This is a genomic window from Kribbella pittospori (assembly GCF_004331465.1).
Lineage (GTDB): Bacteria > Actinomycetota > Actinomycetes > Propionibacteriales > Kribbellaceae > Kribbella > Kribbella pittospori.
The window spans coordinates 360811-387332 of record NZ_SJKB01000002.1 but is presented as its reverse complement, the minus strand read 5'-3'; the positions used below and the strand labels follow the sequence as shown (position 1 = coordinate 387332).

At 68.6% G+C, this 26522-nt stretch carries 27 protein-coding genes; 11 read left to right on the top strand and 16 right to left on the bottom strand.

Translation table 11 applies throughout. The features are described 5' to 3' along the window. Positions 1-205 precede the first annotated feature (205 nt). The 4 genes from E0H73_RS08350 to E0H73_RS08335 all read right to left on the bottom strand — a co-directional run bounded on the left by E0H73_RS08350 (position 206) and on the right by E0H73_RS08335 (position 2286). Positions 206-688 (bottom strand): GNAT family N-acetyltransferase, encoded by a 483-nt coding sequence (locus E0H73_RS08350; RefSeq protein WP_165555535.1) that lies wholly within the window; start codon positions 686-688, stop codon positions 206-208. After that, positions 685-942, bottom strand: a complete 258-nt coding sequence (locus E0H73_RS08345; RefSeq protein WP_131352909.1) for a hypothetical protein — start codon at positions 940-942, stop codon at positions 685-687. The genes E0H73_RS08350 and E0H73_RS08345 overlap by 4 nt, the downstream gene beginning before the upstream one ends. A 179-nt stretch (positions 943-1121) precedes the next feature. Continuing rightward, positions 1122-1391, bottom strand: coding sequence for a DUF3017 domain-containing protein (locus E0H73_RS08340; protein WP_131353317.1), 270 nt, complete (start codon positions 1389-1391; stop codon positions 1122-1124). A gap of 37 nt (positions 1392-1428) precedes the next feature. Further along, the gene (locus E0H73_RS08335; protein ID WP_131352908.1) at positions 1429-2286 is read right to left on the bottom strand and encodes a bifunctional methylenetetrahydrofolate dehydrogenase/methenyltetrahydrofolate cyclohydrolase; all 858 of its coding nucleotides are present in this window, start codon (positions 2284-2286) and stop codon (positions 1429-1431) included. 102 nt (positions 2287-2388) lie between these two features. On the opposite strand from E0H73_RS08335, the gene E0H73_RS08330 reads away from it, so the two are divergent. Together E0H73_RS08330 and E0H73_RS08325 are read left to right on the top strand one after the other, a co-directional pair. Continuing rightward, positions 2389-3375 carry a pirin family protein gene (locus E0H73_RS08330; RefSeq protein ID WP_131352907.1) on the top strand — a complete coding sequence of 329 codons (987 nt, stop codon included), beginning with the start codon at positions 2389-2391 and terminating at the stop codon, positions 3373-3375. Positions 3376-3447: 72 nt separating this feature from the next. Next, positions 3448-4386 carry an SMP-30/gluconolactonase/LRE family protein gene (locus E0H73_RS08325; protein WP_238163888.1) on the top strand — a complete coding sequence of 313 codons (939 nt, stop codon included), beginning with the start codon at positions 3448-3450 and terminating at the stop codon, positions 4384-4386. Positions 4387-4388: 2 nt separating this feature from the next. Here the strand turns inward: E0H73_RS08325 and E0H73_RS08320 are convergent, their stop codons facing one another. Next, on the bottom strand, positions 4389-4700 hold the full coding sequence (locus tag E0H73_RS08320) for a cupin domain-containing protein (protein WP_131352906.1): 312 nt from the start codon (positions 4698-4700) through the stop codon (positions 4389-4391). 71 nt (positions 4701-4771) lie between these two features. On the opposite strand from E0H73_RS08320, the gene E0H73_RS08315 reads away from it, so the two are divergent. Further along, positions 4772-5728 carry a helix-turn-helix domain-containing protein gene (locus E0H73_RS08315; RefSeq protein ID WP_131352905.1) on the top strand — a complete coding sequence of 319 codons (957 nt, stop codon included), beginning with the start codon at positions 4772-4774 and terminating at the stop codon, positions 5726-5728. On the opposite strand, the gene E0H73_RS08310 is transcribed toward E0H73_RS08315, so the two are convergent. Both E0H73_RS08310 and E0H73_RS08305 read right to left on the bottom strand, forming a co-directional pair. Then, on the bottom strand, positions 5695-6330 hold the full coding sequence (locus E0H73_RS08310; RefSeq protein WP_131352904.1) for a phosphotransferase: 636 nt from the start codon (positions 6328-6330) through the stop codon (positions 5695-5697). The two genes, E0H73_RS08315 and E0H73_RS08310, sit on opposite strands and share 34 nt — an antisense overlap. Next, positions 6331-7602 carry a glycoside hydrolase family 18 protein gene (locus E0H73_RS08305; RefSeq protein ID WP_131352903.1) on the bottom strand — a complete coding sequence of 424 codons (1272 nt, stop codon included), beginning with the start codon at positions 7600-7602 and terminating at the stop codon, positions 6331-6333. 107 nt (positions 7603-7709) lie between these two features. Between E0H73_RS08305 and E0H73_RS08300 the strand changes: the two genes are divergently transcribed. The 3 genes from E0H73_RS08300 to E0H73_RS08290 all read left to right on the top strand — a co-directional run bounded on the left by E0H73_RS08300 (position 7710) and on the right by E0H73_RS08290 (position 12378). Beyond that, positions 7710-8147 carry a GNAT family N-acetyltransferase gene (locus E0H73_RS08300; protein ID WP_131352902.1) on the top strand — a complete coding sequence of 146 codons (438 nt, stop codon included), beginning with the start codon at positions 7710-7712 and terminating at the stop codon, positions 8145-8147. A gap of 10 nt (positions 8148-8157) precedes the next feature. Continuing rightward, complete coding sequence (locus tag E0H73_RS08295; protein WP_131352901.1) at positions 8158-8868, top strand: transporter substrate-binding domain-containing protein; 711 nt, start codon at positions 8158-8160, stop codon at positions 8866-8868. A gap of 171 nt (positions 8869-9039) precedes the next feature. Further along, complete coding sequence (locus E0H73_RS08290) at positions 9040-12378, top strand: S8 family serine peptidase (RefSeq protein WP_131352900.1); 3339 nt, start codon at positions 9040-9042, stop codon at positions 12376-12378. 60 nt (positions 12379-12438) lie between these two features. On the opposite strand, the gene E0H73_RS08285 is transcribed toward E0H73_RS08290, so the two are convergent. Then, the gene (locus tag E0H73_RS08285) at positions 12439-13431 is read right to left on the bottom strand and encodes a malate dehydrogenase (RefSeq protein WP_131352899.1); all 993 of its coding nucleotides are present in this window, start codon (positions 13429-13431) and stop codon (positions 12439-12441) included. Positions 13432-13545: 114 nt separating this feature from the next. Here E0H73_RS08285 and E0H73_RS08280 point away from each other — a divergent pair, with 114 nt between their 5' ends. Continuing rightward, positions 13546-14352 (top strand): spermidine synthase, encoded by an 807-nt coding sequence (locus E0H73_RS08280; protein WP_131352898.1) that lies wholly within the window; start codon positions 13546-13548, stop codon positions 14350-14352. Here the strand turns inward: E0H73_RS08280 and E0H73_RS08275 are convergent. Further along, positions 14315-14833 (bottom strand): helix-turn-helix domain-containing protein, encoded by a 519-nt coding sequence (locus E0H73_RS08275; RefSeq protein WP_202867257.1) that lies wholly within the window; start codon positions 14831-14833, stop codon positions 14315-14317. The two genes, E0H73_RS08280 and E0H73_RS08275, sit on opposite strands and share 38 nt — an antisense overlap. A 77-nt stretch (positions 14834-14910) precedes the next feature. Between E0H73_RS08275 and E0H73_RS08270 the strand changes: the two genes are divergently transcribed. Next, entirely contained in the window at positions 14911-15774 is an 864-nt protein-coding gene (locus tag E0H73_RS08270) for an MOSC domain-containing protein (RefSeq protein WP_131352896.1), read from the top strand. Positions 15775-15808: 34 nt separating this feature from the next. After that, positions 15809-17062 carry a M1 family metallopeptidase gene (locus E0H73_RS08265; protein WP_202867256.1) on the top strand — a complete coding sequence of 418 codons (1254 nt, stop codon included), beginning with the start codon at positions 15809-15811 and terminating at the stop codon, positions 17060-17062. Here E0H73_RS08265 and E0H73_RS08260 read toward each other — a convergent pair. After that, positions 17045-17818: an MBL fold metallo-hydrolase gene (locus E0H73_RS08260; RefSeq protein WP_131352894.1), complete on the bottom strand. Its 774-nt coding sequence runs from the start codon at positions 17816-17818 to the stop codon at positions 17045-17047. The two genes, E0H73_RS08265 and E0H73_RS08260, sit on opposite strands and share 18 nt — an antisense overlap. A gap of 81 nt (positions 17819-17899) precedes the next feature. Between E0H73_RS08260 and E0H73_RS08255 the strand changes: the two genes are divergently transcribed. Further along, complete coding sequence (locus tag E0H73_RS08255; RefSeq protein WP_131352893.1) at positions 17900-18838, top strand: GlxA family transcriptional regulator; 939 nt, start codon at positions 17900-17902, stop codon at positions 18836-18838. 287 nt (positions 18839-19125) lie between these two features. On the opposite strand, the gene E0H73_RS08250 is transcribed toward E0H73_RS08255, so the two are convergent. From E0H73_RS08250 to E0H73_RS08225, 6 genes are all read right to left on the bottom strand, one after another. Further along, the gene (locus E0H73_RS08250; RefSeq protein WP_131352892.1) at positions 19126-19386 is read right to left on the bottom strand and encodes a hypothetical protein; all 261 of its coding nucleotides are present in this window, start codon (positions 19384-19386) and stop codon (positions 19126-19128) included. 78 nt (positions 19387-19464) lie between these two features. Beyond that, positions 19465-21399 (bottom strand): CAP domain-containing protein, encoded by a 1935-nt coding sequence (locus E0H73_RS47105; RefSeq protein ID WP_238163887.1) that lies wholly within the window; start codon positions 21397-21399, stop codon positions 19465-19467. A 193-nt stretch (positions 21400-21592) separates the two neighbouring features. Continuing rightward, positions 21593-22408 (bottom strand): CAP domain-containing protein, encoded by an 816-nt coding sequence (locus E0H73_RS08240; protein WP_238163886.1) that lies wholly within the window; start codon positions 22406-22408, stop codon positions 21593-21595. Between the two features lie 347 nt (positions 22409-22755). Continuing rightward, positions 22756-23544, bottom strand: a complete 789-nt coding sequence (locus E0H73_RS08235; RefSeq protein WP_131352890.1) for a CAP domain-containing protein — start codon at positions 23542-23544, stop codon at positions 22756-22758. 93 nt (positions 23545-23637) lie between these two features. Beyond that, a complete protein-coding gene (locus E0H73_RS08230; protein ID WP_131352889.1) occupies positions 23638-24300 on the bottom strand; it encodes a GNAT family N-acetyltransferase in 663 nt (220 codons plus the stop codon). Positions 24301-24456: 156 nt separating this feature from the next. Then, positions 24457-25587 (bottom strand): GNAT family N-acetyltransferase, encoded by a 1131-nt coding sequence (locus E0H73_RS08225; RefSeq protein ID WP_131352888.1) that lies wholly within the window; start codon positions 25585-25587, stop codon positions 24457-24459. A 79-nt stretch (positions 25588-25666) separates the two neighbouring features. Between E0H73_RS08225 and E0H73_RS08220 the strand changes: the two genes are divergently transcribed. After that, positions 25667-26479: a DeoR/GlpR family DNA-binding transcription regulator gene (locus tag E0H73_RS08220; protein ID WP_131352887.1), complete on the top strand. Its 813-nt coding sequence runs from the start codon at positions 25667-25669 to the stop codon at positions 26477-26479. Positions 26480-26522 lie beyond the last annotated feature (43 nt).

Here is a 26522-nt window from a genome sequence, read left to right as displayed (position 1 = left end):
GGCTACCGCCGGGTGCGCCGGGCTAGCGCCGGCTGACGCCCGCGGGACATGAGGCTGCCGCCTGGTGCTGCGCGCTCCTGCATCGTGCACGACCGGTTGATCAGACTGACGGCTACTGCGACGGCCGGTCGATCCCTGAGGCGCCGCCCAGCGCCCCGCGTGATATTCGGCATCGCGACCTACGCCACCGCGTCTCACTTCTCCACTAACTATCGTTGAGGTCGTGGCGGAACATCACCTGGTGCCCGTCGTCGCGGGTGTTGCCGTCGGCGTACCAACCTGTTGACTCGTAGAAGCGCTGGCCTTGGGGGTAGTTGGCGAGGGTCCAGAGGATCGCTTGGGGGTAGGCGGCGCGGAGCGCGTCCAGAGCGGTGTGCATGAGGGTGGTGCCTAGCCCGGTGCGCCAGTACGCCGGATCGATAGCAATCGTGTCGAGCTCGCCCAATCGCGAATCCACCGGATCACGGCTGGGACCGATGCCGGCCAAGCCTGCGATGGTGCCGTCGGCTTCGGCGACCCACCATGTGGTGCGGTCGCTGGCCAGGTCGGCTGCCCACCGTTGGATCCGCCCGGCGTCGGCCTCGATGGGCGCCATCAGCCCGGCGAATCCCGCATTCCAGGAGTCGACGTAGATCTCCACCACCCGCGGCGCATCAGCCGGCGTCGCAGCCCGCACCACGATGCTCACCCCGCCCAGCCAAACCGGGCCAGCACCGAGTCGATCTCAGGATCGCTGGCGCGCCAGGACCAGGTGCGGAGTTCCACGAGCTTGATCAGGCCGAGCAGCATCAAGGGATCTTCTGCTACGTACCTGCCCTCAGGTGAGGTCGCCTCCATGAGATCCCCGTCCAGCTGGCTCACGCGGTAGCCGGCAGCTTCCAGCGCGAGGATCGCCGGCACGACCGTGTTCCCGGCCGAGGCGATGTTCCGTTGCTCTGTCATGGACGCACAGTAGGACAGGCGGCTCGGAGCGTCTCCTCGGAAATGGCTCCGGGGCGACCACGGTGTGGTTGGTCGCGGGCGATAGCCCGGCAAGTGGCGGCGATAAGCCCGGCAGGGATGCACCGGCGACAAGCCGGGGGTGGGTGGGAACGCCCGCGTAGCACGCGGGGGCTGATCTGTTAGTTGGGGACGATCAGGCCCAGGGCGGTGACGGCGGCGCCTACGGCTATGAGGAAGGTGGTGTCGAACATGCGGCCGCGGACGTGGAGGAGGCCGGCGGCGGTGTCGGAGAGGGTGGCGCGGAGGAGGCCGGCCAGGATGACGCTGCCGGCGAAGATCAGTACGCCGTTGCGCCAGTCGTAGAAGGTGAGGACGACCAGGCCGGTCAGGGCGACCAGGAGCGAGAGCACCAACGGCCATTCGCTGCTGCGCTGAGCCTCGCCCGCCATCAGCACGTCACGCTCGTCTCGTTCCGTCCCGTCCGGCTCACTGCGCCAGGCTCGCTTCGGCCGCCTCGACCACGTTGGTCAGCAGCATCGCCCGCGTCATCGGGCCGATCCCGCCCGGCATCGGCGCGATCCAGGAAGCCTGCTCGCGGGCCGCGGCCTCGATGTCGCCGACGATCTTGCCCTCGGCGCTCCGGCTGGTGCCGACGTCCAGCAGTACGGCGCCCGGCTTCACCATGTCCGCGGTGATCAGCCCGGCCGACCCGGCCGCCGCGATCACGATGTCGCCGGTGCGTACGACGGACGCCAGGTCGGTGGTGCCGGTGTGGCACTGGGTCACGGTGGCGTTCTCGCTGCGGCGGGTGAACAGCAGACCCATCGGCCGGCCGGCGGTCACACCCCGGCCGATCACGACCACGTGTGCGCCCGCGATCGGAACGTCGTACCGGCGGAGGAGCTCGACGCAGCCCTTCGGGGTGCACGGCAGCGGGCCGTCCTGGCCGAGGACGAGCTTGCCGAGGCTGACCGGGTGCAGTCCGTCGGCGTCCTTGGCCGGGTCGATCAGGCCGAGGATCGTGTTCGTGTCGACGTGCTTGGGCAGCGGGAGCTGGACGATGAAGCCGGTGCAGTCCGGGTTGTCGTTCAGCTCGCGGACCTTCGCGGCGATCTCGTCCTGGGTCGCGGTGTCCGGCAGTTCGACCTGGATCGACGCGATCCCGACCGCCGCGCAGTCGCGGTGCTTGCCGGCCACGTACGCCCGGCTGCCCGGGTCGTCCCCGACCAGGATCGTGCCGAGCCCGGGCACCACGCCCTGCTCGGCCAGCTTCGCGACCCGGACCTTCAGCTCGTCCTTGATCGCCGCCGCGGTGGCCTTGCCGTCCAGAATCTGCGCCGTCACAAGGCACGAGTCTGCCATGCGGGCGACCGGGAACACCTACCCCCTTGCTCGTGTTGAGGGAGGTAGTTTATTCTTGAACTACTGAGCAGCGAGGAGACCACCATGCCCGCCGTGACCGTCAGCGACATCACTGTGCTGCCCCGCGTCCACCAGCCGGATCCGGCCGTCGCGCACGAGCGCGCGGTGAAGTCGGTGACGTCCGCGCCGAGCGGCTTCGAGGGCGAGGGATTCCCGGTACGGCGTGCGTTCGCCGGCGTGGACCTGCGCGACCTCGACCCGTTCATCCACATGGACCAGATGGGCGAGGTCGAGTACGCGCCGGGCGAGCCGAAGGGTACGCCGTGGCACCCGCACCGAGGCTTCGAGACCGTCACCTACATGCTCGACGGGATCATGGAGCACCAGGACTCCAACGGCGGTGGTGGTGTCATCTCCAACGGCGACACCCAGTGGATGACCGCGGGGAGTGGGCTGCTGCACATCGAGACCCCGCCGGAGCACTTGGTGCTGAGTGGTGGCCTGTTCCACGGCATCCAGCTCTGGGTGAACCTGCCGAAGGTGCAGAAATGGGCGCCGCCGCGCTACCAGGACATCCGCGGTGGTGACGCTGCCCTGCTGTCCACGGAGGACGGCGGCGCGCTGATCCGCGTGATCGCGGGCTCGGTCGACGGCCATGACGGCCCCGGCTCGACCCACACACCGATCACGTTGGTGCACGCGACCGTCAGCCCTGGCGCCGAGCTGGTGCTGCCGTGGCAGCCGGACTACAACGCACTCGTCTACGTGCTGGCCGGCCAGGGCACAGTCGGCGCCGAGCACCGCCCGTTCCGCAAAGGCCAGTTGGCGGTCTTCGGTCCCGGTGACACGATCCGCACCGCGGCGGGGACGACGCAGCCGCAGGCGGAGCCGAACCTGGATGTCCTGATCATCGGCGGTCGCCCGATCCGGGAGCCGATCGCGATGGCCGGCCCGTTCGTGATGAACACCCGCGCCGAGGTCGTCCAGGCTTTCGAGGACTTCCAGGCCGGCAAGCTCGGCTCGATCCCCGCCGTGCACGGCGCTCCGACGGAACTGCGCAGTACTGACTAGCGTTGCCCTGGACAGTCTGAAACCCCGGTTCTACCTTCAAATGAAGGGGAAACGGGGATTTCAGGGGGCATCATGTCGCGTTTCCGGAAACTTGCGCTGATTGTGTCCGCGGTGGCACTGACCGTCGCCGCCGGCATACCCTTCCCGGCCTCGATCCCGTTGCCGAACGACTTCGCGCCGGAGGGCATCGCGACCGGGCCTGGGGCAACGTTCTACGCCGGATCGCTCACCACGGGTGACATCTTCCGGGGCAGCCTGCGGACCGGCAAGGGTGCGATCTTCGTCGACGCACCGCCGGGCCGCGCGGCAGGCGGCATGAAGGTCGAACGAGACGCGAAACGGCTGTGGGTGGCCGGCGGACCGACCGGACATGCGTACGTGTACAGCACCCGCAACGGCTCGACGATCAAGGATCTGGTGCTCGCCACCGGCGACAGCCTGATCAACGACGTCACGGTGACCAACCACGCGGCGTACTTCACCGACACGTTCGCTCCGGTGATCTACAAGGTGCCGATCGGAGCACACGGCCGGATCGGGACGCCGCAGACGATTCCGCTCAGCGGGCCGGCCGCCGTGATGGGGGAGTTCCCCAATCTGAACGGGATCGACGCGCCCAAGAGTGGGAAGTGGCTGATCCTCGGGCACTCGTCCCGCGGCGAGTTGTACCTGGTGAACCCGCGGAGCGGTGCCAGCCGGACGATCGCGATCACCGGCGGCACCATCACCCCCGGAACGCCGGACGGGATTCTGCTCGACGGCCGGACGCTGTGGGTGGTGGAGAACTTCGCTGAGCGGCTGGTCAAGATCAGGCTCAGCGGAGACCTGACCAGCGGCCGGATCACCGAGACCTTCACCAGCGACCTGTTCCGCATCCCGACCACCGTGGCCAAGTCCGGCGACCGGCTCGCGCTGGTGAACGCGCGCTTCGATCTCGGCTTGCCGCCGCCATTCGGACCGGGGGCACCACCAGGCACCGACTACGACGTGGTGCAGATCAAGAAGCCCTGAGGTCAGCCCTCCGGGTAGAAGAGGAACAGGGTGCAGCCCTTTTCCGACTGTGGCACATGGGACGACCCGGCCGGGGCGTGGATGAACGAACCGGCCGGGTAGTCGCGGATCCCGTCGTTGAACACCCCGTCGACGACGAAGACCTCCTCCGGCCCCGGGTCGTGGACGTCGATGCCTTCCCAGTGCGAGCCGGGCTCCATCTGGAGCACGTACGCCGCTGCCGTTCCGTTGGTCCAGAGCGGTCGCAACGTGATGCCGGCGAACACCTCACGCGCGGGTGCGTCGTCGACCGAGGCCCATTCGTAGTTCTGCATACCTTCGATCCTGAGATATCCACAGGGATGTCCCCAGTGTCTGGATAGTCTTGTTCGGGTACTTTTCTGTCATGAGTCCGCATCGGGTCGTCGCGCTGGTGTCGGCACTGCAGGGGAGCTTCGAGCTGGGTTGCGCGGCCGTGGTGTTCGGCAACGACCGGTACCGGTTCAGCGTGTGTACCGAGCGGCCGGGCGCGGTCCGGACGCGCGGAGGGTTCGACCTGCTGGTGACGTCCGGGCTGCGGGCGCTCGACCGGGCCGACACGATCGTCGTACCGGGGTGGCTGCCGGTCGGCCGGATGCCGTCCGACGCTGTACTGCGCGCATTGCGGCGGGCGCATCGGCGTGGAGCCCGGCTGGTGAGCATCTGCTCGGGCGCGTTCGCACTGGCCGCGACCGGTCTGCTCGACGGTCGCCGTATCACCACGCATTGGCGGCAGTGCGACGTACTGCAGAAGCAGTTCCCCGCGGTTCAGGTCGATCCGGACGTGCTCTACATCGACCACGGTGACATCGCGACGAGCGCCGGCTCCGGCACGGGGATCGATCTGTGTCTCCACCTCGTCCGCAACGACCACGGTGCCGCGTACGCCGCTCAGATCGCGCGGACGATGGTGATGCCGCCGCACCGCGAGGGCGGCCAGGTCCAGTACCGGACGGACGACCGGCCGCAGTCTCCCGATGCGTTGGGTGCCTTGCTGGATTGGGCGACCGAGCGACTCGCCGAGCCGATCACCGTGGACGACCTGGCCGCGCAGCTCAACGTGTCACCGCGGACACTCGCGCGACGCTTCGCGATTGAGCTAGGAGTGGCTCCGGGGCAATGGCTACTGGCGCAACGGATCGCCCGGACCCGTGCCCTGCTGGAGGAAACCGACCTCCCGATCGAGACCATCGTGACCCGCGTCGGCCTCTCCTCGGCCACCAACCTCCGCCGCCGCTTCCACACCGCCGTCCGCACAACGCCCAGCGCCTACCGCCGCGCCTTCCGAGCTCAGAAATCCCCAGAGTCGTCGAGGTCGATGTAGCAGCGGATCCGTGGATCGTCCGCTTCGCCGCCGTACGCCTCGACGAATCGCCGGGCCGCGGGAGGACCGCCGTACTGCGGGTTGAGCTCGCCGGACAGGCTCTTATACATCAGGGCGAGGTCGATGTAGCGGTCGCCCGTGCCGAGCCGGGCGAGGTCGAGGATGCCGGTGAACTGCAGTGTCTCCGGGTCGATGAAGACGTTCGGCGCCGCGTAGTCGCCGTGGGTGACGACATCCCGCTCGCCGGGAAACGGCGACGTGAACGGGCAGTCGGTCAGCTCGTGCAACTGCCGGATGCCGTCGGCGATCGCGGCGAGTACGGCGACCCGGTCGCGCGCCGGCCACGGCTGCGATGCGTCTCGGCCGGGGAGCTCGCTGGTCAGCAGCCAGTTGTTGCCTCGACCAACGACTCGAGGGCAGGGGAAGCCGGTGGTGCCGAGCCAGGCCAGCCGGTCGGCCTCGTGGTCGACGCCGGGGCCGGCCTTGTAGAACAGGCGTTCCCGTCCCCGGTCGAGCCGTACGACAACAGCCTCAGAGTTGCCGAGGTGGATCGGTTCGGCGGTGGCTGCGCCGAACCGATCCACGAGAGCGTTCAGATCCACTCAGTGAAGATTACGGTGCAACGCCGAGATCAGCTCCCCAGTTCCGGTGTCACCGTCGAGCGACCAGATCATCGCGCCACCCAGATCGCGCTTCGAGATGTACTGCGCCTTGCGCTTCATTTCGACCGGGTCGTCCCAGGTCCAGAACGTCGTACCGTCGAAGATCCAGGCGAAGCCGGCCTTGTTGTCGCGGTAGACGGTGTAGTTGGACAGCTGCGCCTTGAGGTAGCGGTAGTCGTCCGTGCCGGGCTCGAACGTGCCCGGTGCGGCACCCGTCGACGGCTGGAAGAGACCGTGGTTCTGGTCGGTCACGCCGGTCCAGCCGTGGGAGTAGAACGGCACGCCCATCACGAGTCGGCTCCGCGGCGCGCCTCGGGCCAGGTAGGCGTCGATCGTCACCTGCGAGCTGAACTCCGGTGTGGTCGGGTCACCCTTCGGTCCGTCGATCGCGGACTGCTGGTTCGTCAACTGCTCCCACGGACCGTGGTAGTCGTACCCCTGTGTCGTAGCGAAGGTCAGGTCCTTGAACAGCTTGCGGACCTCGAACCCGTTGTCGATCATCGTCGGGTTCGCCGGCAGGAACGCGGTCAGGTTGTAGCGGCCCTTGAACGGCCAGGACAGCTTGTCGAGTTGGGTGCGGTACTCGTGCACCAGCGCGGTGAAGTTCTGCTTGTCCTCGGGCCGGATCACGTTGCCCGGGTTGCCTTCGCTGCCGGGCCACTCCCAGTCGAGATCGATCCCGTCGAAGACACCCTTGGCGGCACCCGCGGGCAGGCCGGGCAGGTTGCCCTTCAGCCACATGTCCACGCAGGACTTCACGTGCGCGGCCCGCGAGGCCGGCGTGAGTGCGGCGTCGGAGAAGTACTTCGAGCCGGTCCAGCCGCCGAGCGAGATGCTGATCCGCAGCTTCGGATACATCTTCTTGAGTTTCTTGAACTGATTGAGGTTGCCGTTGAGCACCTGCCCCGGCTCGTCGGCCTTGCCGTCGACGCTCTGCTCGGCGCTGAACGGCCGTTGGTAATCGGCCCACGCGTCGCTGCTCAGGCAGTTCCCGGCAGCGTCGACGAAGCCGAAGGCGTAGTTGATCTGGGTCAGCCGCTCGGCCGACCCGTTCTTGACCAGATCGCTGACCAGGAAGTTCCGGTCGTACCCGCTCCAGTTGGTGTAGTACCCCACTACCCGCTTGCTGTCGTGCGCCTCGGCCGGTACGGCGGCAATGCCCGCCATCCCGACCCCGGCCGCCACCAGCAACGCCACACTCCGACGTCTCATTCGACTCCCCACCTGGCGGTTCAAGGGACAAAGTGCGCTCACAGTAGGACTGTTCCGACGATTTACACAATGTCTCTACCAAAGAATCTCTGACCTAGAATTCGCGGATGATCAGACCCGCGACGGCCGAGGACGCGGACGCGGTCACGACGATCGTGACGACCGCGTTCGAGGGATACATCCCGCGGATGGGCGTGGCCCCGATCCCGATGGTGATGGACTACCGCGCGGCCATCGCAGCCGGGAAGGTCTGGGTGACCGGAGAGCCCATCGCCGGCCTCGTGTTGCTGGAGGACGAACCGGACTCGCTGCTGCTGGATGTGCTCGCTGTTTCGCCGGACGCGCAGGGACGCGGCATCGGTGCCGCGCTGCTGGCCTTCACCGAAGTCGAGGCGAGGGCTCGTGGCTTTGACCGGATCACCCTCTACACGAACGCGGCGATGACCGAGAACATCGCCTACTACCCGCGCCACGGGTACGTCGAAACCGGCCGGGAGACCGTCGAGGATCGGCACCGGGTCTTCTTTCGCAAGGACCTCACGTAGGGTCGCCCGCATGACGGATGTGCGTGCGGATCTGGCGCCTACGGGTGCGTTGCGGGCCTCGATCAACCTGGGGAATCCGGTGCTGGCACAGGGGACGCCCGAGCAGCCGGGCGGGGTGACGGTGGACATCGCCCGGGAGATCGGTCGGCGGCTCGAGGTACCGGTGGAACTGGTCTGTTTCGATGCCGCGCGGAAGTCGTTCGAGGCGATGGCGACCGGCCAGGCGGACATCTGCTTCCTCGCTGTCGATCCCGCGCGGGCCACGGAGGTCGCGTTCACCGCGCCGTACGTCGTCATCGAAGGCGTGTTCGCCGTACCGCGGGACTCGGCCCTGACGACCGTCGACGAGGTGGACGCTCCGGGAGTCCGCATCGGCGTGAAGCAAGGGTCGGCGTACGACCTCTACCTGACCCGTGAGTTGCGGAACGCAACTGTCGTCCGCGGCAACGAAGGTGTCGACGTGTTCCTCGCCGAAGGTCTCGAGGCCGCGGCCGGGATCCGGCAGCCGATCGCGCGATTCGTTGCCGACCACCCCGAAGTGCGGCTGATCGACCAACGATTCATGGAGATCCGGCAGGCCGTCGGCACCACGAAGGGTCGCCGTCCGGAGACCGTTGCCTTCCTCCACGATCTGGTCGAGGACCTCAAGGCGAACGGATTCGTTGCCGACTCCCTGCTTCGGTCCGGGCAGCCGGACGCCTCGGTGGCTCCGCCCGCCTGACGCTCGGTGCCCGATCGGGCACCGGCCGTGCAGGTTGATGCCACGGCAGCCGATTCGCGAAACCATCCGGTACGGTCCGGACATCTAACGGTGTGTGGCTGATCGGCTCCGCTTCGTGAGGCGTGGGTGATCAGTCCGTCGTGAGGACAACCGAACGGGAGGGTCTCCATCGTGGTATCCACACCACGATCGAGGCGTATCGGCGTTGCCGCCGTCGCCTCGATCGCTGCCTTGGGTCTCGGGCTGTCCGGCCCAGCACAAGCATCAGCTGCTCCAGCACAACCACATCCCCTGGTCGCCAAGGCGAAGGGCAATGCACCGGATCAGCGCGTCACGCTCGTCACCGGTGACCGGATCACCTTGCACGGCGGCGATCCGGGCCGCGCCTCGATCGAGCCGGGCGCCGGCCGCCGCGGCATCGTCTTCTCCACCCAGCGGGTCAAGGACCACCTGTACGTCGTACCGTCCGACGTCCGCGAGCGGATCGCCCAGGGTCACCTGGACCGCCGGCTGTTCGACGTCACCGGCCTGATCAAGGCCGGGTACGACGACAAATCGACCGGCGCGATCCCGCTGGTCGTGACGTACGCCGGTCAGGCCAAGACGCGATCGACCGCGCCAGGTGCGACGGTGACCCGCCGGCTGCCGGTCGTCAACGGCGCGGCGCTGAAGGTGGACAAGGCGAAGGCCGGTGCGTTCCTGGCCGGTGCCACCTCGTCCCGCTCGACAGCCGGCGTCGACAAGATCTGGCTGGACGGCAAGCGCGAGATCAGCCTCGACCAGTCGGTGCCGCAGATCGGTGCACCGGCCGCGTGGCAGGCCGGCTACACCGGCAAGGGCATCTCGGTCGCCGTCCTCGACACGGGCATCGACACCTCGCATCCGGACCTGGCCACTCAGGTCGCGGGCGCGAAGAACTTCACCGAGGAGCCGGCCGAGGATCTGGTCGGCCACGGCACCCACGTCGCGTCGACGATCGCCGGTACGGCGGCCGCGTCAGCCGGCAAGTACAAGGGCGTCGCGCCGGACGCCAAGCTGTACGACGGCAAGGTCTGCGAGCAGGGTGGCTGCACCGAGTCCGCGATCATCGGCGGGATGGAGTGGGCCGCGACCGAGGTGAAGGCGAAGATCGTCAACCTCAGCCTCGGTGGCACCGACACCCCGGAGATCGACCCGCTCGAGGAGGTCGTGAACCGGCTGACCGCGCAGACCGGCACCTTGTTCGTCATTGCCGCAGGCAACGAAGGCCCGGGTGACGGCACGGTCGGTTCGCCGGGCAGTGCGGACGCCGCACTGACCGTCGGTGCGGTCGACAAGCAGGACAAGCTGGCCGAGTTCTCCAGCCGCGGCCCGCGGGTCGGCGACGGCGCGGTCAAGCCCGACGTCACCGCGCCCGGTGTCGCCATCGTCGCGGCGAAGGCGAAGAAGGCGATCATCGGTACGCCGGTCGGCGACCAGTATCTGATGCTCGACGGTACGTCGATGGCCACCCCGCACACCGCGGGCGCGGCGGCACTACTGGCGCAGCAACACCCGGACTGGAAGGCCGCCGAGCTCAAGGGCGCGCTGATGGAGTCCGCGAAGCCGGCCGCCGACCAGACCGCGTTCGAGCAAGGTGCCGGCCGGATAGACGTTGCCAAGGGCATCAAGCAGACCGTGATCTCCGAGCCGGGCAGTCTCTCGTTCGGTACGGCGGTCTGGCCGCACAACGACGACTCCCCGGTCACCAAGACGCTGACCTACCGCAACCTCGGCGACAAGCCGGTGACCCTCGCCCTGACCTCGACCCTGGTCGGTCCGGACGGGAACCCGGCGCCGGCGAATGCACTCGAGCTCAGCGCGGACAGCGTCACCGTGCCCGCCGGTGGCACCGCGTCGGTCCAGGCCACGTCGAACACGAACCACAGCGGCCCAGACGGCGGCTACTCCGGCCGGGTCACCGCGACCGCCGGCGACAGCTCGGTCGTGTCCGCGATCGGTGTGAACAAGGAGAAGGAGAGCTACGACCTGACGGTCAACGCGATCGGGCCGGACGGCAAGCCGGCGCCGGTCAGCGGACTGGTGTTCGGGCTCGAGACCGAGGTCTTCACGTTCCTCGACGACGCGAGCGGTACGGCGAAGATCCGGTTGCAGAAGGGTGAGTACGCGGTGCAGGGCGACCAGTTCGTCCCGAAGCCGGGTGGTGACACCGGTGACTACTACTCCCTGGTCCAGCCGAGCGTTCAGCTGACCAAGGCCACCACGGTGGTGCTGGATGCCCGGACGACCAAGGACATCAGGGTCACTGTCCCGCAAGCGGATGCGGCCGTCGCTGTCGCCGACATCGGGTACGACCGGACGGCTGCTGACGGGGTGCGCGGCCTTCTCTCGTCGGCGCTGCTGCTGGACTTCAACGGTGTGCACACGGCACAGGTTGGTGAATCGCTGCCGCCGGAGCAGATGACAGGTCACGTGTCGTCGCAGTGGGCGAAGCCGTCCGCGGACGGCTCGTTCGCCAAGTCGCCGTACCTGTACGGCGTGATCGACACGACGCCGGGCGGATACCCGACCGGGCTCGATCGCAAGGTCGAGGCGAAGGACCTGGCCGTGGTCAACCAGTCCTTCAACGCCACCGGCGATCGCGAGATCGACCGGGCCGTGTTCGGTACGGCGCCGCACTCGAGTGGAGGCTGGGCGGTCGTGCTGCCGTACGACACCCCGGCGACAACGAAGCTGCTGCTCGACGACAAGCCTTCCAGTTGGAGCTCGGAGATCAGCGAGGTCGTGCCGAGTACGGATCCGGAGGACCCGTTCCCGGTCACGGTCACCCGACTGGCGTCGCCGGCCAAGGAGTACAAGGCCGGCAAGTCGTACCAGCAGCGGTTCAACTCGGCCGCCTTCTCGACCAGTCCGTCGTACGCCGGCCGGATCGAGAACGACCTGGTGGTCGCGGCGTACTCGCTGGCCGATGCCGACGGCAACACCGGCGCCACCCGGACGGACACCGAGTCCAGCAAGCTGACCCGGGACGGTCAGGTCGTTGCCGAGTCGCAGTACTTCGGCTCGGCCGAGGTGACTGGATTGCCGGCAGAGAAGGCGACGTACACGCTGGAGTCGTCGCTGACTCGGCAGACGTGGTCCACCTTCACGACCCGGATGGACTTCAGCTGGACGTTCTCCTCGGCCGCGACGACCAAGGAGACGCTGCTGCCGCTGCTCGGAGTGCGGTACCGGCCGGCGGTCGACAGTCACAACGTGGCCGAACGCAGGCCGGTGACGGTGCTGCCGGTGGTCGTCGACGCACAGGCCGGCGCGAGCCTGCCGGGGATCCGCAAGCTGGAGCTGCAGGTGTCCGGTGACGACGGCAGGACCTGGCACAAGGCCGGCGTCGTACCGACCGGAAAGCGCACCTACAAGGCGATCTTCGCGACGCCGGCGGGTGCGAAGTCCGTGTCGCTGAAGGCGCACGTGGTCGATGCCGGAGGCAACGTTACGGACCAGACCGTGATCGGCGCGTACCCGCTGCGCTGACGAACAGCGGAAGGCCCCCGGGAGCTGCGTGCTCCCGGGGGCCTTCTGTGCTGGTGGGCGTCAGCCGAGCAGGTTGAGCGCCTGGACCGCGTCGCGCTCTTCGGCCAGCTCGGCGGTGCTGGCGTCGATCCGGGCGCGGGAGAAGTCGTTGATCTCCAGGCCCTGGACGATCTCCCAGTTGCCGTCCTTGGTGGTCACCGGGAACGAGGAGATCAGGCCCTCGGGGACGCCGTACGAGCCGTCGGAGACGACCGCCATCGACAGCCAGTCGCCCTCGGCCGAGCCCCGCAGCCAGTCGCGGGTGTGGTCGATGGTGGCGGCCGCCGCGGATGCAGCCGACGACGCGCCACGGGCCTCGATGATCGCGGCGCCGCGCTTCTGGGTGGTCGGGATGAAGTCGTTCTCCAGCCAGTTCTGGTCGTTGACGAGCTCGATCGCGCTCTTGCCGCCGACCTCGGCGTGGAAGATGTCCGGGTACTGCGTCGCGGAGTGGTTGCCCCAGATCGTCAGCTTCTTGATGTCGGTGGTGTGCGCACCGGTCTTCTTCGCCAGCTGGGCGAGGGCGCGGTTGTGGTCGAGCCGGGTCAGCGCGGAGAACCGCTCGGCCGGGATGTCCGGCGCGTTGCTCTTCGCGATCAGCGCGTTGGTGTTGGCCGGGTTGCCGGTCACGGTGATCCGGATGTCGTCGGCGGCGTGGTCGTTCAGGGCCTTGCCCTGGACGGTGAAGATCGCGCCGTTGGCCTCCAGCAGGTCACCGCGCTCCATCCCCTTGGTGCGCGGCCGCGCGCCCACCAGCAGCGCGACGTTCACACCGTCGAAGACGACGTTCGGGTCGTCGCCGATCTCGATACCGGCCAGCGCCGGGAACGCCGAGTCGTCGAGCTCCATCACCACACCCTCGAGCGCCTTCAGGGCCGGGGTGATCTCCAGCAGCCGCAGCTCGACCGGAGTGTCCGGCCCGAGCAGCGCGCCGCTCGCGATCCGGAACAGCAGGCTGTAGCCGATATTCCCGGCGGCTCCGGTAACGGCCACCTTCACCGGTGTAGTGCTCACGACACGCTCCTCGAACTGATTTGACTGTGTGCTTCGGACGCTAGCAAGCCGCGCGCCCGGTACCAACGCTGGGGCGGGACCGACTTCCTCACATTCGGGTGAAAAGGTGGGTGGGTGGAGCGCAAGGTCGGATCGGGGACTGCGACCGTCGAGGCGGACGCCGACGGGACGTTCGTGCTGCGGGTCGACGGGTCGCTGCAGTCGCAGGTCGACCTCGCGGACCCCACCCACCTGTCGTTCGAGTACATGCGCCGGATCGGCGACGTGGTCGACGCCGTCGCGCCACGGCGTCAGCCGGTCGCGGTCGTCCACATCGGTGGGGCGGCGCTGAGCCTGCCGAGGTACGTCGCCGCCACCCGGGCGCGGTCGCGGCAGATCGTCCTCGAACCCGACGAGGACCTGACCGAGTTCGTCCGGGAGGCGCTGCCGCTGCCGAAGCGCTCCGGCATCAAGGTGCGCGCCGTCACCGGCCGGGCCGGGATCACCCAGTTGTACGACGATTCGATGGACCTGCTGATTTTGGATGCCTTCGAGCGCGAGGCAGTCCCGGCGAACCTCGTCACCGGCGAGTTCTTCACCGAGTGTGCGCGGGTACTGCGGCCGACCGGCGTACTGGTCGCGAACCTGATCGACGGATCGGCCGGCTTGCCGTTCATCCGCCGGGTCGTGGCGACCGTCCGCGGGGTGCTCGGCGACGGCGTCGTGCTCGCCGAGCGGAAAGTCCTGCGGGGCAAGGGGTTCGGCAACGTCATCCTGGTCGCGTCGCCGCATTCCGTGCCCGATCTGACCGCGGCCGGCCGGAAGGCTCAGCCGCCGTACGACGTGATGCCGCTGAGCGAACTGGCCGGGAAGGCGGCGCCGCTCCTGGACGCGGAGGGGTTCGTCACGCCGCCGGCACCGCCGGGGACCTTCCGGAGCTGATCCGGTCAACGGCCTGTGCGACCGCCGCACGCTCGGCGGACGTGGCGCCGATCGCGCGCACCAGGTGGTCGAGTCGATCGCGGCCGGCCAGGCGGGTGCCCTGCAGCCAACCCTGAATAGTGGTGCGGGGGATGCCGGTCAGTCGGGCCAGAGTCCGCAGCGATCGTGGCCGGGCCAGCGTGGCCAGAGCGCTGCCCAGGTCTTCGAGTGTGGTGGCGAGCTGCAACAGGCCGAGGACGTCCTGCGGATCATGGCCCGCGGTCTCCCAGTGACGGCGCCAGACGGGCATCAGGTCGGGTGGTACGCCGCAGCCGGACAGGAACGCGGCCGTCACCTCCCAGGTCGGCAGCTGCTTGCCGCCGGCCGCGCGGACCAGGTGTGCGTGTGAGTAGTGCGCTCGCTCGGCCAGTTCGCGGTACGTCAGCCCGGCCTGTCGTCGTACCCGCTGCAGTGCCGCGGCGAAGGTTTCCACATCCTGCATTGCGACCTCCTCGCGATCAAACATAATCCAACATGAACGAACAGATCAAGTGACAGGAGTCAAGGTAGGCTTGGCCAATGTCCGTTGCGAAGGTCGCCGCTCTGACGTACTACCCGGTGAAGGGTCTGTCCGGTGTGCCGGTGGAGCACGCCGAGGTGGGGCCGACCGGGCTCCGGCATGACCGGAACTTCATGCTGGTCGAGCCCGACGGCACGTTCCTGAGCCAGCGCAGCCTGCCCGCGATGGCGGCGCTGCGGGCCGAGATCCTCAGCGACGGCGACGCGCTCCGGTTCTCCGGCCCCGGCGTACCGGATCTCGAGATCCAGGTCCGGTACGACGGCAAGCGGCGCGACGTCAGCCTGTTCGGGAAGTGGTTCGGCCAGGGCGTCGTCCAGGACCCGGCCGCGGCCGAGTGGTTCACCGAAAGGCTCGGCAAGCCGGCGGCGCTGGTCCGGGTCACGCCCGAGCACGAGCGGCCGGGCTGGGGTGTGCATCTGGGACAGACCGGCTTCGGCGACGCGCACGCGCTGATGATCACCTCGCTGTCGTCGCTCGACGGCCTGAATGCACGGATCGTCGAGCGCGGTGGCGACGCGATCCCGATGAACCGCTTCCGGCCGAACATCGTCGTGGCCGGCTGGTCCGAACCGCACACCGAGGACAAGGTGCTGCGGATGTCCGCGGGCTCGGTCGAGATCGGGTACTCGGCCCGCTCGATCCGGTGCGCGGTGCCGACCGTGGACCAGGCGACCGGCGAGAAGCGTGGGCCGGAGCCGACCCGGACGCTGGCGTCGTACCGGCGGCAGCCCGACTACGGCGGCGGCGTCAGCTTCGGCATGAAGGCCGCGGTGCTTGCCGGGGGCCCCCTTCACGTGGGTGATGAGATCTTGGTACACGAATGGATCCCGGCCGGTCCTGACCCGGCGCCGGAACGCCGGTAGCGTCCGAGACTCCACCCGACGGCGAGGGGGAGTCGTGCACCGGATCCTGTTGTTGCTGTTAGCCCCTGCTGCGTTGCTCGTCCCGGCGAACGCCGAGGTTCCGCGGACGCCGTCGTACCAGGTGGAGCTGACCAGCAACGCCGATGGCAGGACGTGGTCCGGGCGGGAGAGCGTCTCCTTCACGAACACCTCGGCGGACCTGATGGCCGAGATCTATCTGCGGCTGTGGGGCAATGCCGGCGGGTGCTCTTCGGTTGTCGTGAGCAACTTCTCCGGTGGTACGGCGACGACGGACTGCACTGTGGTGAAGGTGGTGCCTGCCGAGCCGGTGGAGCCAGGGAAGCCGACGACGATCGGGTTCGACGTCACCATGACTGCGCCGGACCGGGAGGATCGGTTCGGACGGTCGGGCGCGTACAGCTTCTTCGGCAACGCGCTGCCGGTGCTTGCCGTGCGCGACGGTGACGGCTGGCATCTTGATCCGGATGTCGGGATCGGTGAGAGCTTCTACACGGTGGCGGCGGACTTCGCGGTCCGGCTGCTGCACCCGGGTCAGCTCGGCGTACCGTCGACCGGCGAACTGATCGACGGTGTCGCGATCGCCAAGCAGGTCAGGGATTTCGCCTGGGCGGCCGGACCGTTCCGGACCGCCGAGGCCACGTCGCCTGGCGGCATCAAGGTGCGCACCTGGGCGACGGACTTGCTCAGTCCTGAGGCGGTGGCGGAGACCCGTACCGAAGCGGTGGCGGCGATCGACGACTTCGGGCGGCGGTTCGGCGACTATCCGTACGGCGAGATCGACCTGGTGCTGAACGACCGGTGGACGAACTTCAGCGGGATGGAGTACCCGGGGTTCGTGCTGTTGATCTCACCCGCGAGTCCGGTGGTTCATGAGGTGGCGCACCAGTGGTGGTACGGGATCGTCGGCAACAACGAGTACGCCGATCCCTGGCTGGACGAGGCGTTCGCGACGTACGCGACCGATCTGCACACGGGCGACCAGCAGGCCGGGTGCTGGCCGGGGTCGTTGCCGGTGGCAATCAGTAGCTCGATGGGTTACTGGGGAGCGCATCAGTCGTCGTACGCGACCTATGTCTACACCTACGGCTCGTGCATGTTGCATGAGTTGGAGCGGCTGATCGGGGCGCCGGCGATGGCGCGGCTGCTGACGACCTACGCGCGCGACCATTGGTTCGGGGTGTCCACCCCGGCCGATTTCAAGGCTGCCGCGCAGGCCGTCAGTTCGACCGACCTGACGTCGTTCTGGCGATCACACGCCGTCGGTTAGTGCGGTCGCGACGCCGTGGTCCACGACGCGCAGACGCTCGCTCAGTCCCGCGGCCGCGAACGCCGCGATCACCGTGTCGGGGCCTTCGGAGAAGTGCGCCCAGCCCTCGGTGTGGACCGGCACGATGACCGCGGGGTCGAGCAGGTGCGCGGCCTCGACCGCGGCCTCGGTCGTCAGGGTCAGGGGCGCTCCATCCAGGAGCGTCGTCCGCGCTCCGCCGGCGAACAGAACCGCGACGTCGAACGGGCCGAAGCGGTCGGCGATCTGCTTCACCAGGTCCACCGACGCGTTGTCGCCCGACACGTAGACGGTCGGCAGGCCTTCGCCGCTGAGCACGAAGCCGGTGACGACTCCCGTAACCGCCTCCGCGCCCTCAGGACCGTGCAACGCGGGTACGCCGGTCACCGTCAGCACACCGCCGTCCGGTCGCTGCAGGTCGTACGACTCCCAGTTCGCCAGGCCGTGAACACCGGGGATGCGGGTGGCTGCACCTGGAGTCGACAGGACCGCGGGGATGGACGGCAGCAGCGCCCGGCCGGCGTCGTCCAGGTTGTCCTTGTGCTGGTCGTGCGACAGCAGGACGGCATCGATCGTCCCGAGCTCCGCGGCGGGCACCGCCGGACCGGTCAACTTGGTCATCACCCGCCCACCCGGCAGTTCGTAGTCCTGGGGTTCGTCGAAGGCGGGATCGGTCAGCAGGTTCAGCCCACCGAGGCTGATCAGGGCGGTCGGACCGCCGATGTGCGTGATCTTCATACCTCGATCTTCCGGCGTAGCAGCATGGCTCACCATTGGCCCGAGAGCCACAGTTCCTGAAGATCGGGCCATATTGGTTGCATGCGTACAGTCGCCGTCTTCGCCTACGACGGGATGAGCCCGTTCCATCTGTCCGTGCCCTGCCTGGTCCTCGGCGATCGCCAGGGTGCGAAAGGTCAGTACGACGTACTGGTCTGTGCTGAGGAACCGGGGTCGCTGCGGACGAACGCGGGCTTCGGGATCAGCGTCGAGTGTGGGCTGGAGGTGATGGACCGCGCGGACGTGGTGATCCTGCCGAGTTGGGATCCGGATCGCGAACCTTCCGCCGTACTGCTCGACTCCATCCGGCGGGCGCATGCGCGCGGGGCGACTGTGGTCGGGTTGTGCATCGGGGCGTTCCTGGTCGCGGCCAGTGGGATCGCGGACGGGCGGGAGATCGTGACGCACTGGCGGTGGGCGGATCGGCTGCAGGAGCGGTACCCGGGAATCACGGTGCGCGCGGATGTGCTGTGGTCGGACCTCGGGGATTTGCTGACGTCCGCGGGGACGGCGGCGTCGCTTGATTGCTGCCTGCATCTGGTGCGCACCCACCACGGTGTCGAGTTGGCCGAGCAGTTGGCACGGAGCATCGTGGTCGCGCCGCATCGCAGTGGTTCGCAGGCGCAGTACATCCCGGTCCCGGTGCCGCCGGACCCCAGCGACGACGTGATCGAGAAGGCGATGGTGTGGGCTCGTGCCCGGCTGGATCAGCCGGTGTCGCTGGATGAATGGGCGGGTGCGGTCGCTTTGTCGCGGCGTACCTTCACGCGGCAGTTCCGGGCGCGGACCGGTAGCTCGGGGCAGGCGTGGCTACTGCGGCAGCGGCTGGACCGGGCCAGGTTGTTGCTCGAGACCACCGATCACCCGGTCGAACGGATCGCCACCGAGAGCGGCTTCGGCAGCAGCGCGGCCCTCCGCCACCACTTCCACACCATCCTCGGCACCACCCCTCAACGCCACCGGCAGGAGTTCGCCGTCTAGCAGGGGGCGTGCAGCTCGACAGGAGGTGTCCGGCCACTCCTAGTGCACCTGCGCCGCATACGCGCCCTGCGTACGCTGTCTCGCGGCTGCACTACCTGTCGGCCTGCCCGCCGACCCCACACCTCATTCACACGGGGGGATATCCCCTCGTGTTGTGCCTTCTCCGGTCGTATGGCAGGGGAGAAGGCACAAGTGCGGGGGATATCCCCTCGTGTTGCCCGGTCTCGGGTCGTGCGGCGGGGAGGTGACGACAGCTGTGGGGATAGCCGCTCGTGTTGGGGGGAGGGTCAGAGGATGAGGAGGAGCATGTAGAGGGCGGGGGCGGCGAAGGTGATGAGCAGGATCCAGGCGATCATCCGGTGCCGGGGCTTGTCGCGGTCCAGCGACGAGGCGAAGTAGAGGACGGCGCCTTCCTCGGTATGCCGGCTCAGACCCATCCGCCGTGCTTCCTCGGGCCGCGGATCCGGGCGCTCGTCCGCGAGCGCATCCGGCGGGATTCCGAAGTGCGCGGGCCGGGCAGGGTCCAGATCATCACGTTCCCCGTACATCCGGCCTCCCGCAGGGTTGGTGGACCATGAGTCGTTCTTACATGGTCGCACCAACCACCCACGAAGTACGCGTACGTCTTACGAGAAGTCAGCCACCCAGGCGTTCCGGGGGGTCTTGCCGGTGAGGGGGCACAGCAAGCTGGTGCAGTGCGACGACGAGCCGTAGCCGACGCCCAGCGTCTTGTGACCACAGTTCAGGATCGTCTTCGAGCTCTGCGACATCATCTGGTTGTAGGCGTCCTGGGCGCTCCACCGGTCGCCGCCCGCCTCGCTCATCGAGCCGTTGCTGCCGTTGACCGAACCCGACTCGGCGTTGCTTTCCGCGGTGTCCCGAGCGCCGCTGGTGATGTTGCTGTCCCGCTTCAGCGGCGCACACCCTTTGTCCTGGCGGGCGTTGTCGATCATGGTGAACAGCGCCAGCTCGTCCGAGGTCATGCTGCCGTCATCCGCCGGCGGTGGGGGCGGGTTCTGCGTTGCTGGGGGCTTGGACGGGGAGGTGGTGGTTGGGCGGTCGTCGGGGGTGGCCGTGGGATCCGTCGTCGGGTCCTGGGTTGGGGACGCGGTCGGGCGGTCGGTGGGCTTGGTGGTCGACGGCGTGGTGCTGGGGGTCGTCGAATCCGTGGGCGTGGGCGTCGCGGACGGGGGGACCGTCGGCTTACCCGTCGGGGTGGGTGGTGCGACGACCGGCTTGGTCGTCGGGGTGATGTAGGTGTCGTCGGTCCGGGTGACGATCGGGATCGACGCGTCGGCCTGGTCGTTCTGCGGCTGGTGCAGCAGGATCCAGGAGATCGGGGTGATCACCAGGATCACGGACGCGACCGCGATCAACGAACGTCGTCCGCGCGAAGCCTTCCCGGCCGCGGCCGCACGAGCCGCACTCCGCGACCCACCGCGCCCGCCACCGGAACCACCGGAACCACCGGAAGCGGCAGAACCACCGGAGCCACCGGCAGCGGCGCCACCGAGACGACGCCCGCTGCCGGAACCACTCGCGTCCGCGGTCCGCTTGTTCCCCGCCGCACTCTCAGCGCCGAGCTCAGCCCCAGCGCCCGCAGACTCGCCGGCTCCAAGCCGGCTCGTGGTGTCCGCGGTACCAGTAGCACCGCCAAGCCCTGTTGCCCCGGTTCGCGACCCACCGAGTGGCGTGGAGCCGGTCCGCGGGCTGGTGCCCAGGTGAGCGGTCCCGGTCGCGGTCAGCGTCCCGAACTCGTTCCCGATCCCGGTCGGACCCGCAGTCCGAGCGCCGTACTGCGTTCCGGTCGTGCTGCTGGGCCAGGCGTTGGAGTCCGTGTCGGTTGTGTCGCTGGAACTGGTGGGCTTCGTGTCGGCCGAGTCCGCTCGGGTGGTGAAGTCCCAGGCAGATGCGGGGGTTCCTCCCGAGCGTTCTTCGGCGGGGTTGGTGAAGTCCCAGGCGGAGGCGGCCGTGCTGGTGGGTGGTTCGGAGGCGCGGGCTTCGGCTTGGGATGCGAAGTCCCACGTCGAGGCCGGAGTACCCGAGGCGCGGTCGCGGGACTCCGCTTGTGCGGCGAAGTCCCAGGCGGAGGCGGCTGTCCCGGCCGTGCGTCCGCTGGATTCGGACGAGGCCCTGGGGGCTGCCACCCGGCGCGCGTTGTACTGCGGGGTGTCCGAGGACGCCGGCCGCCGGGCCGCACGTCGCGCTCCGCTCTCGGCCGCCTCGTCCTCCGGCGCACCGGCCGTCGACTGAGTGACCCACGAAGGAGAGCCGGCCGCGCGCGTGCCCGACCCGCCGAACCCCGACTGTGACGACCCGCCGAAACCCGACTCGGGCGAGCTGAAGCCCGAGGAGCGCGGTGCGTACTGCGGGGTCGTGTCGGGGCCGGACCAGAGTGGTGCGTCGTCGGTCGGGCGTGGTGCGTAGCGCGGTGGTTCGGGAGGGGCCGACGGGGTGGTGTTCTCCGCCGGGGTGGACCGGTTGGACCGGGCTGCTCGCGAGGAGGCGCGGGTCGCCTTCCTGCGTGGCTTGTACCGGCCGCTGTCGCCGGACTCGGACATTATGTCGTTGTTCCCTTCACTGTCGCGTCCCCAAGACGTGCCTCGTCATTCGTCTCACCGGAGCCCCCCAGGACGGACCGGCGACATGACAAGGACGGATCTACCCGCAGTGACCGGCCGCGAACCGGCCGGACATTGTGACCCTGAGACAACATCTCCGCCACACTCGGTGTTTTCCACACAATGACAATCCTCAGCTCCGGCCGAAGTCCTGGACCCAGCTGCCCGGGCCCCAGTCGGAGCGGACCTGACCCGAGTCGTAGCCGATGCCGATCGAGGTGAACCGGCAGTTCAGGATGTTCTTGCGGTGCCCGTCGCTCTGCATCCAGGCAGCGACGACCTTCTGTGCGGTGGAGTAGCCGGCCGCGATGTTCTCGCCCCAGCTGGAACCGCGGTACCCGGCGGCCGCCATCCGGTCGCCCGGATCCTGGCCGTCGGGGTTGGTGTGGTCCATGTAGTGCCGGCGAACCATGTCGGATGCGTGCCGACCGGCCGCCTCGACCAGTGCGCTGTCCAGCCGGAGCGGACCGCAGCCCTGCTGCTGCCGGATCTGGTTGGTCAGGTTCAGCACGTCACGCTCCTGCGAGTTGGTGCCGCCACCTCCGGACGGCGGCTGCGGCGGGTCGCTGGGCGTCGGGTCCTCGGTGACTGTCCTGGTCGGCGTACTGCGGCTGGGCCGCGGCTTCGGCCGGTGGCTGCCGTTCGTGGTCCGCGGTGGTGCCGGGGTCACCGTCACCGTCATGACCGGGTCGGTCGGCGTGGTGAGACCCCCCGTGGGGGTGATGCTCGGGGTACCGCTGGTCTGCGGCGTGTCCGACGACGTCGTGGTCGACGCGGCCGCACCGAGAGTCGGGGTGACGATGGTGGTCGCGCCGTTCGGCAGCGTCTTCGTCACGGTGATGCCCGGCGTCTTCGGCCGGGAGTCGTCGCCGGTGGAGTCCTGCCGAGTGTCCTCGGAGACGTTCAGGACCTTCGTCGCGTCCTGGACCGTGGAGTTGTCGTGAGACATCAGCCAGACCACCGGGCCGATCGCGAGCAGAACCGACAGGGCGCTGACGATCGGGCCGATCAGGCCGCGACTACGCCGGGGCGCGCGTCTGGTTCCGCGGTGTCGCCGGGGGGGAGGCGAATCCGTCATGGGTGGGCGAGTCCTCTTCGTTTTTCGTCGTACCGAGTACTTCGTCGTTCCCCTCGGGTCCAGCCAGGTCCCCCCTGGTGTCAGGCAGTGACCTTAACCGATGGGATAGGTCACCGTTACAGATCCGCGACCCCTCTTAACGATTCCTGAAGATTGCCGGAAACCGATTTACCACCGGCTCGCCCACGGGCCGGTGGCAACGATGCGAACAGCGCGGATCAGCCGCCGAAATCCTGGACCCAGGAGCCGTTGGACCAGTCCGGTTTGACCTGGCCGGAGTCGTATCCGACGCCGAGCCACTTGTAGGTGCAGTTGAGGATGTTCTCCTTGTGACCGGGGCTGTTCATCCAGCCCTTCACCACGGCCGCGGCGCTGGAGTAGCCGACAGCAATGTTCTCGGCCATCGCGCCACCGCTGTAGCCGGCCGACTTCATCCGGTCGAACGGGCTGCGGCCATCCAGGCTGTCGTGCGCGAAGTAGTGCTTGTTGACCATGTCGGACGCGTGCGCCTCGGCGGCCTTCGTCAGTGCGCTGTTCATCCGCAGCGGCCCGCAGCCGGCCTTCGCCCGCTCGTTGTTGGTGAGCGACAGTACCTGCGCCTCGGCGGTGCCCGACCCACCGGACGGCGGCTTCGTTGTCGTCCTGGTCGGCCGCGGAGTAGAGGTGTGGCTCGGCTTCGGCGACGGCTTCCGGGTGGCGTCGCGGCTGGGCGCCGTACTCTTCCGGATCGGCGTCGGCGTCGGGCTCTTGGTCTTCGGCCGCGTCGGCGTCGCCTTCGGCGGTGTCGGCGTCGGACTCGGGGTGTACGCCGGAGTGCTCGGGCTGATCGGCGTCGACGAGGCGTCGTCGGTGACCGAGGTGATCGGCTGCTCCTGGCTGGTCGGCTTGCCCGAACCGGTGTCCCGCAGCACGAACCACCCGACACCCATCAGCAGGATCAGGGCGGACAGAGACGCGAGGACGGGACCGACCACTCCGCTACCGAGCGATCGTTTGTGGTTCGTCATGGTGTGCAGCCTTGCCCACGGCACTACGGCGCGACTCCTCGCCCAGGCCGCACTTCACGAAGCTTTGACAAACTCATGCGTTTGAACGTGAGGTCAGCGAGAGCGGGCGATGATGATGTCCGCCACGACCTTCCACCCCAGGCTTCGGTACAGCCGCAGGCCGTCGATGGACGCGATCAGGATGCCGCGCTTTGCGCCCTGGGCCGCGGCCGTCTCGACCAGCGAAGCCATCACCGCACTGCCGAGACCGCGCCGCCGATGGGCCGGATCGGTCTCGATCCGGTCCGCCACGGCGTCCTCGCCGACCACCGCCATCCGCCCGCTCGACACCACGCCGCCGTGCAGGGTGGCGCGGGTGATGATCAGGTCGGACTCGAGCTCGGTGTGCAGGGCATAGCGCTCGTGCAGCTTCAGCGCCGGCTGCTCCGACAACTGGATCGTCATCAGCCAGTCCTGGTCCTGCTGGACCTCGAGGCCGAGATCCTCGAGCTGCTCGATCCGGGCCTCTTTGTCGTCGGTGGCCAGCGTGATCCAGCCGGCGCCGCGACCACCGCCCTCGGCCAGAGCCAGCTCGGCCGCGCGTTCGACGCGTTCCGGTTTGTCGTCGGCATCCAGGACGACGTACTCCATCGCGCGGTTCTCCTCACCCGCGCGGACGGTCAAGATGCCGTCGTTGTCGTCCTCCACAGTGGTCCAGCCCCGCGAGACTGACCACCCGGCCTGCCAGCGGCGGACCAGCTCCTCACGATCTCTCACCCGTCGATTCAAGCAGCCAGATGCCGAGACGGCGAGGGGAAACGGTGTGGTCTGGCACCAACTGGCCGTACTCCACCGATTTCGGGCGGTTACCACTACCGCCCGGACTGGTCAGTCCGCAAGTCCTGGGTCCGTCCGATTCCGGCCGTACGGCGGTCAGCCGGGCAGCCGCTCGGACGCGAGCAGGTCGAAACCGAGGTGGTCGACGTACGACCCGTCCCGGCGTGCCGCCGCCTGCCGCATCCGGCCGAACTGGGTGAAGCCGTTGACCTCGGCAACGTGCGCCGACGCGCTGTTGCCCTCGGCAGCCAACAGGACCAGCCGCCGCCGGCCCAGACCGCCTTCGGCCACAGGCTTGAAGGCGTGGTCGATCAGCAGCCCGACCGCGGTCGACATCACCTTCCGTCCGCGCGCCTCCGGGTGCATCCAGTACCCGATCTCGCCCACGGTCTTGTCCATCCGGGTACTCATCCCGAAGATGCTGACGCAACCCAGCAACTCGTCGGTCTCCTGGCCGGCGATCGCCCACGAGACCCCGTTGCCGGACGCGAGGTTGTCCTGCCGGGTCCGCATGAAGCCGTGCGCGTCCCCGAGCGTGTACGGCGACGGCATGTCGGCCAGCCAGTGCTGCGTCCGCTCGTCGCTGCACGCCTCGACGATCCGCTCGGCATCCGTCGACCGGAACGGGCGCAACCGCAGCCCGTTGCCTTCGAGTACGGCGACATCCCACCAGATGCCGTGCGGCTCCAGCGCATCGTTCCGGCCGACCGAGGCGATCCACTCGTCCTGCCGCACACCGCGCGCCCGCCCACCTCCTGGTACGACGACCACGCCCTGGAAGCCGGCCTTCCAGGCGACCCGGCGCGAAGCCCAGTTGCCGGTGAAGGCCCGCCAGATCACCCGCTCCCAGTTGAGGACGTCGAACGCGTGCCGGACGGTGAGCTTCAGCGCCCGGGTCATCACCCCGGCGCCGCGGACCTCCGGTGTCACGCCGAACCCGACCTCGCCGACGCCGCCCTCACCGTCGCGCAGGTCGATCGTCCCGGCGTACCCGCCGTCGTACTCGATCGCCCAGGCCCGCATGGTGCCGTCACGCCAGCCGTCCGGGATGAGCTCGGTCAGGAAGTTGACCGCGTGCTCGCGCAGGTAGGGGACCGGGATCGTGGTCCACCGCTGCATCACCGGGTCCTGGCACATCTGGTAGACGGAGTCGATGTCGTCGGCCGTGTGCGCGCGCAGGGTCACCACGCCATCGGTCAGGACCGGAACATCCTCGGGAAATCGCATACTTCAGGGTGACAAGGTGTCCTCGTCGCGGCAATGCCATTTCCCTGACAGCGGCACGTTCTCCGTCTACTCTGTGGGGGTGAACGCAGCTGGAACAGAGGCTCCGAAGGGCCGGGGAGGGCAGCTGGCCGCCCAGCGGCAGGCCACGATCGTTGCCGAGGTCAACAGTCGTGGCGCGATCACCGTGGCCGAACTGGTCGACCGGTTCGGCGTGTCGGACATGACGATCCGGCGCGATCTGGACGCGCTCGACTCGAGCGGTCTGCTGCACAAGGTGCACGGTGGTGCCACCTCGGTGGGGCTGCGGAGTGCGCACGAGCCGGGGTTCGACGCCAAGCTGACGCAGGAGTCCGCGGCCAAGCAGGCGATCGCGGCCGAGGCAGCCGGACGGGTGCAGCCGGACAGCGCGATCGGCATCGGTGCCGGCACGACGACGTACGCGCTGGCCCGTCAGTTGCTCCGGGTGGAGAACCTCACGGTCGTGACGAACTCGGCTCGGATCGCGGACGTGTTCCACGGCAACAGCCGCTCCGACCGGACCGTCGTGCTGATCGGTGGCATTCGTACGCCGTCCGATGCGCTGGTCGGACCGATCGCGACGGCGGCGCTGGCGTCGCTGCATCTCGACCTGCTGTTCCTCGGCGCGCACGGCGTCGACGCGGAGCACGGTCTGAGTACGCCGAACCTGATGGAGGCCGAGACCAATCGCTCCTTCATCGGCGCGAGTCGCGAGGTGGTCGTGGTCGCGGACCACACCAAGTGGGGCACGGTCGGCCTGAGTACGTTCGCCACCTGGTCGGACCTGGACGTCATCGTCACCGACTCCGGCCTGTCCACCGCAGCCCGCAAAGCGATGCGCGACACCGGGTGCGATCTGGTCATAGCCTCATGAGTCCTCGCCGCTGTCGGCTGACGGTTTGATGGGGTGGGGGAAG

Bases quoted from the DNA above. Each gene is read 5' to 3' on its own strand.
- E0H73_RS08345 (WP_131352909.1), bottom strand. From the start codon at position 942: ATGACAGAGCAACGGAACATCGCCTCGGCCGGGAACACGGTCGTGCCG.
- E0H73_RS08340 (WP_131353317.1), bottom strand. From the start codon at position 1,391: ATGGCGGGCGAGGCTCAGCGCAGCAGCGAATGGCCGTTGGTGCTCTCG.
- E0H73_RS08330 (WP_131352907.1), top strand. From the start codon at position 2,389: ATGCCCGCCGTGACCGTCAGCGACATCACTGTGCTGCCCCGCGTCCAC.
- E0H73_RS08325 (WP_238163888.1), top strand. From the start codon at position 3,448: ATGTCGCGTTTCCGGAAACTTGCGCTGATTGTGTCCGCGGTGGCACTG.
- E0H73_RS08320 (WP_131352906.1), bottom strand. From the start codon at position 4,700: ATGCAGAACTACGAATGGGCCTCGGTCGACGACGCACCCGCGCGTGAG.
- E0H73_RS08315 (WP_131352905.1), top strand. From the start codon at position 4,772: ATGAGTCCGCATCGGGTCGTCGCGCTGGTGTCGGCACTGCAGGGGAGC.
- E0H73_RS08305 (WP_131352903.1), bottom strand. From the start codon at position 7,602: ATGAGACGTCGGAGTGTGGCGTTGCTGGTGGCGGCCGGGGTCGGGATG.
- E0H73_RS08300 (WP_131352902.1), top strand. From the start codon at position 7,710: ATGATCAGACCCGCGACGGCCGAGGACGCGGACGCGGTCACGACGATC.
- E0H73_RS08295 (WP_131352901.1), top strand. From the start codon at position 8,158: ATGACGGATGTGCGTGCGGATCTGGCGCCTACGGGTGCGTTGCGGGCC.
- E0H73_RS08275 (WP_202867257.1), bottom strand. From the start codon at position 14,833: ATGCAGGATGTGGAAACCTTCGCCGCGGCACTGCAGCGGGTACGACGA.
- E0H73_RS08270 (WP_131352896.1), top strand. From the start codon at position 14,911: ATGTCCGTTGCGAAGGTCGCCGCTCTGACGTACTACCCGGTGAAGGGT.
- E0H73_RS08260 (WP_131352894.1), bottom strand. From the start codon at position 17,818: ATGAAGATCACGCACATCGGCGGTCCGACCGCCCTGATCAGCCTCGGT.
- E0H73_RS08255 (WP_131352893.1), top strand. From the start codon at position 17,900: ATGCGTACAGTCGCCGTCTTCGCCTACGACGGGATGAGCCCGTTCCAT.
- E0H73_RS08250 (WP_131352892.1), bottom strand. From the start codon at position 19,386: ATGTACGGGGAACGTGATGATCTGGACCCTGCCCGGCCCGCGCACTTC.
- E0H73_RS47105 (WP_238163887.1), bottom strand. From the start codon at position 21,399: ATGTCCGAGTCCGGCGACAGCGGCCGGTACAAGCCACGCAGGAAGGCG.
- E0H73_RS08240 (WP_238163886.1), bottom strand. From the start codon at position 22,408: ATGTCTCACGACAACTCCACGGTCCAGGACGCGACGAAGGTCCTGAAC.
- E0H73_RS08235 (WP_131352890.1), bottom strand. From the start codon at position 23,544: ATGACGAACCACAAACGATCGCTCGGTAGCGGAGTGGTCGGTCCCGTC.
- E0H73_RS08225 (WP_131352888.1), bottom strand. From the start codon at position 25,587: ATGCGATTTCCCGAGGATGTTCCGGTCCTGACCGATGGCGTGGTGACC.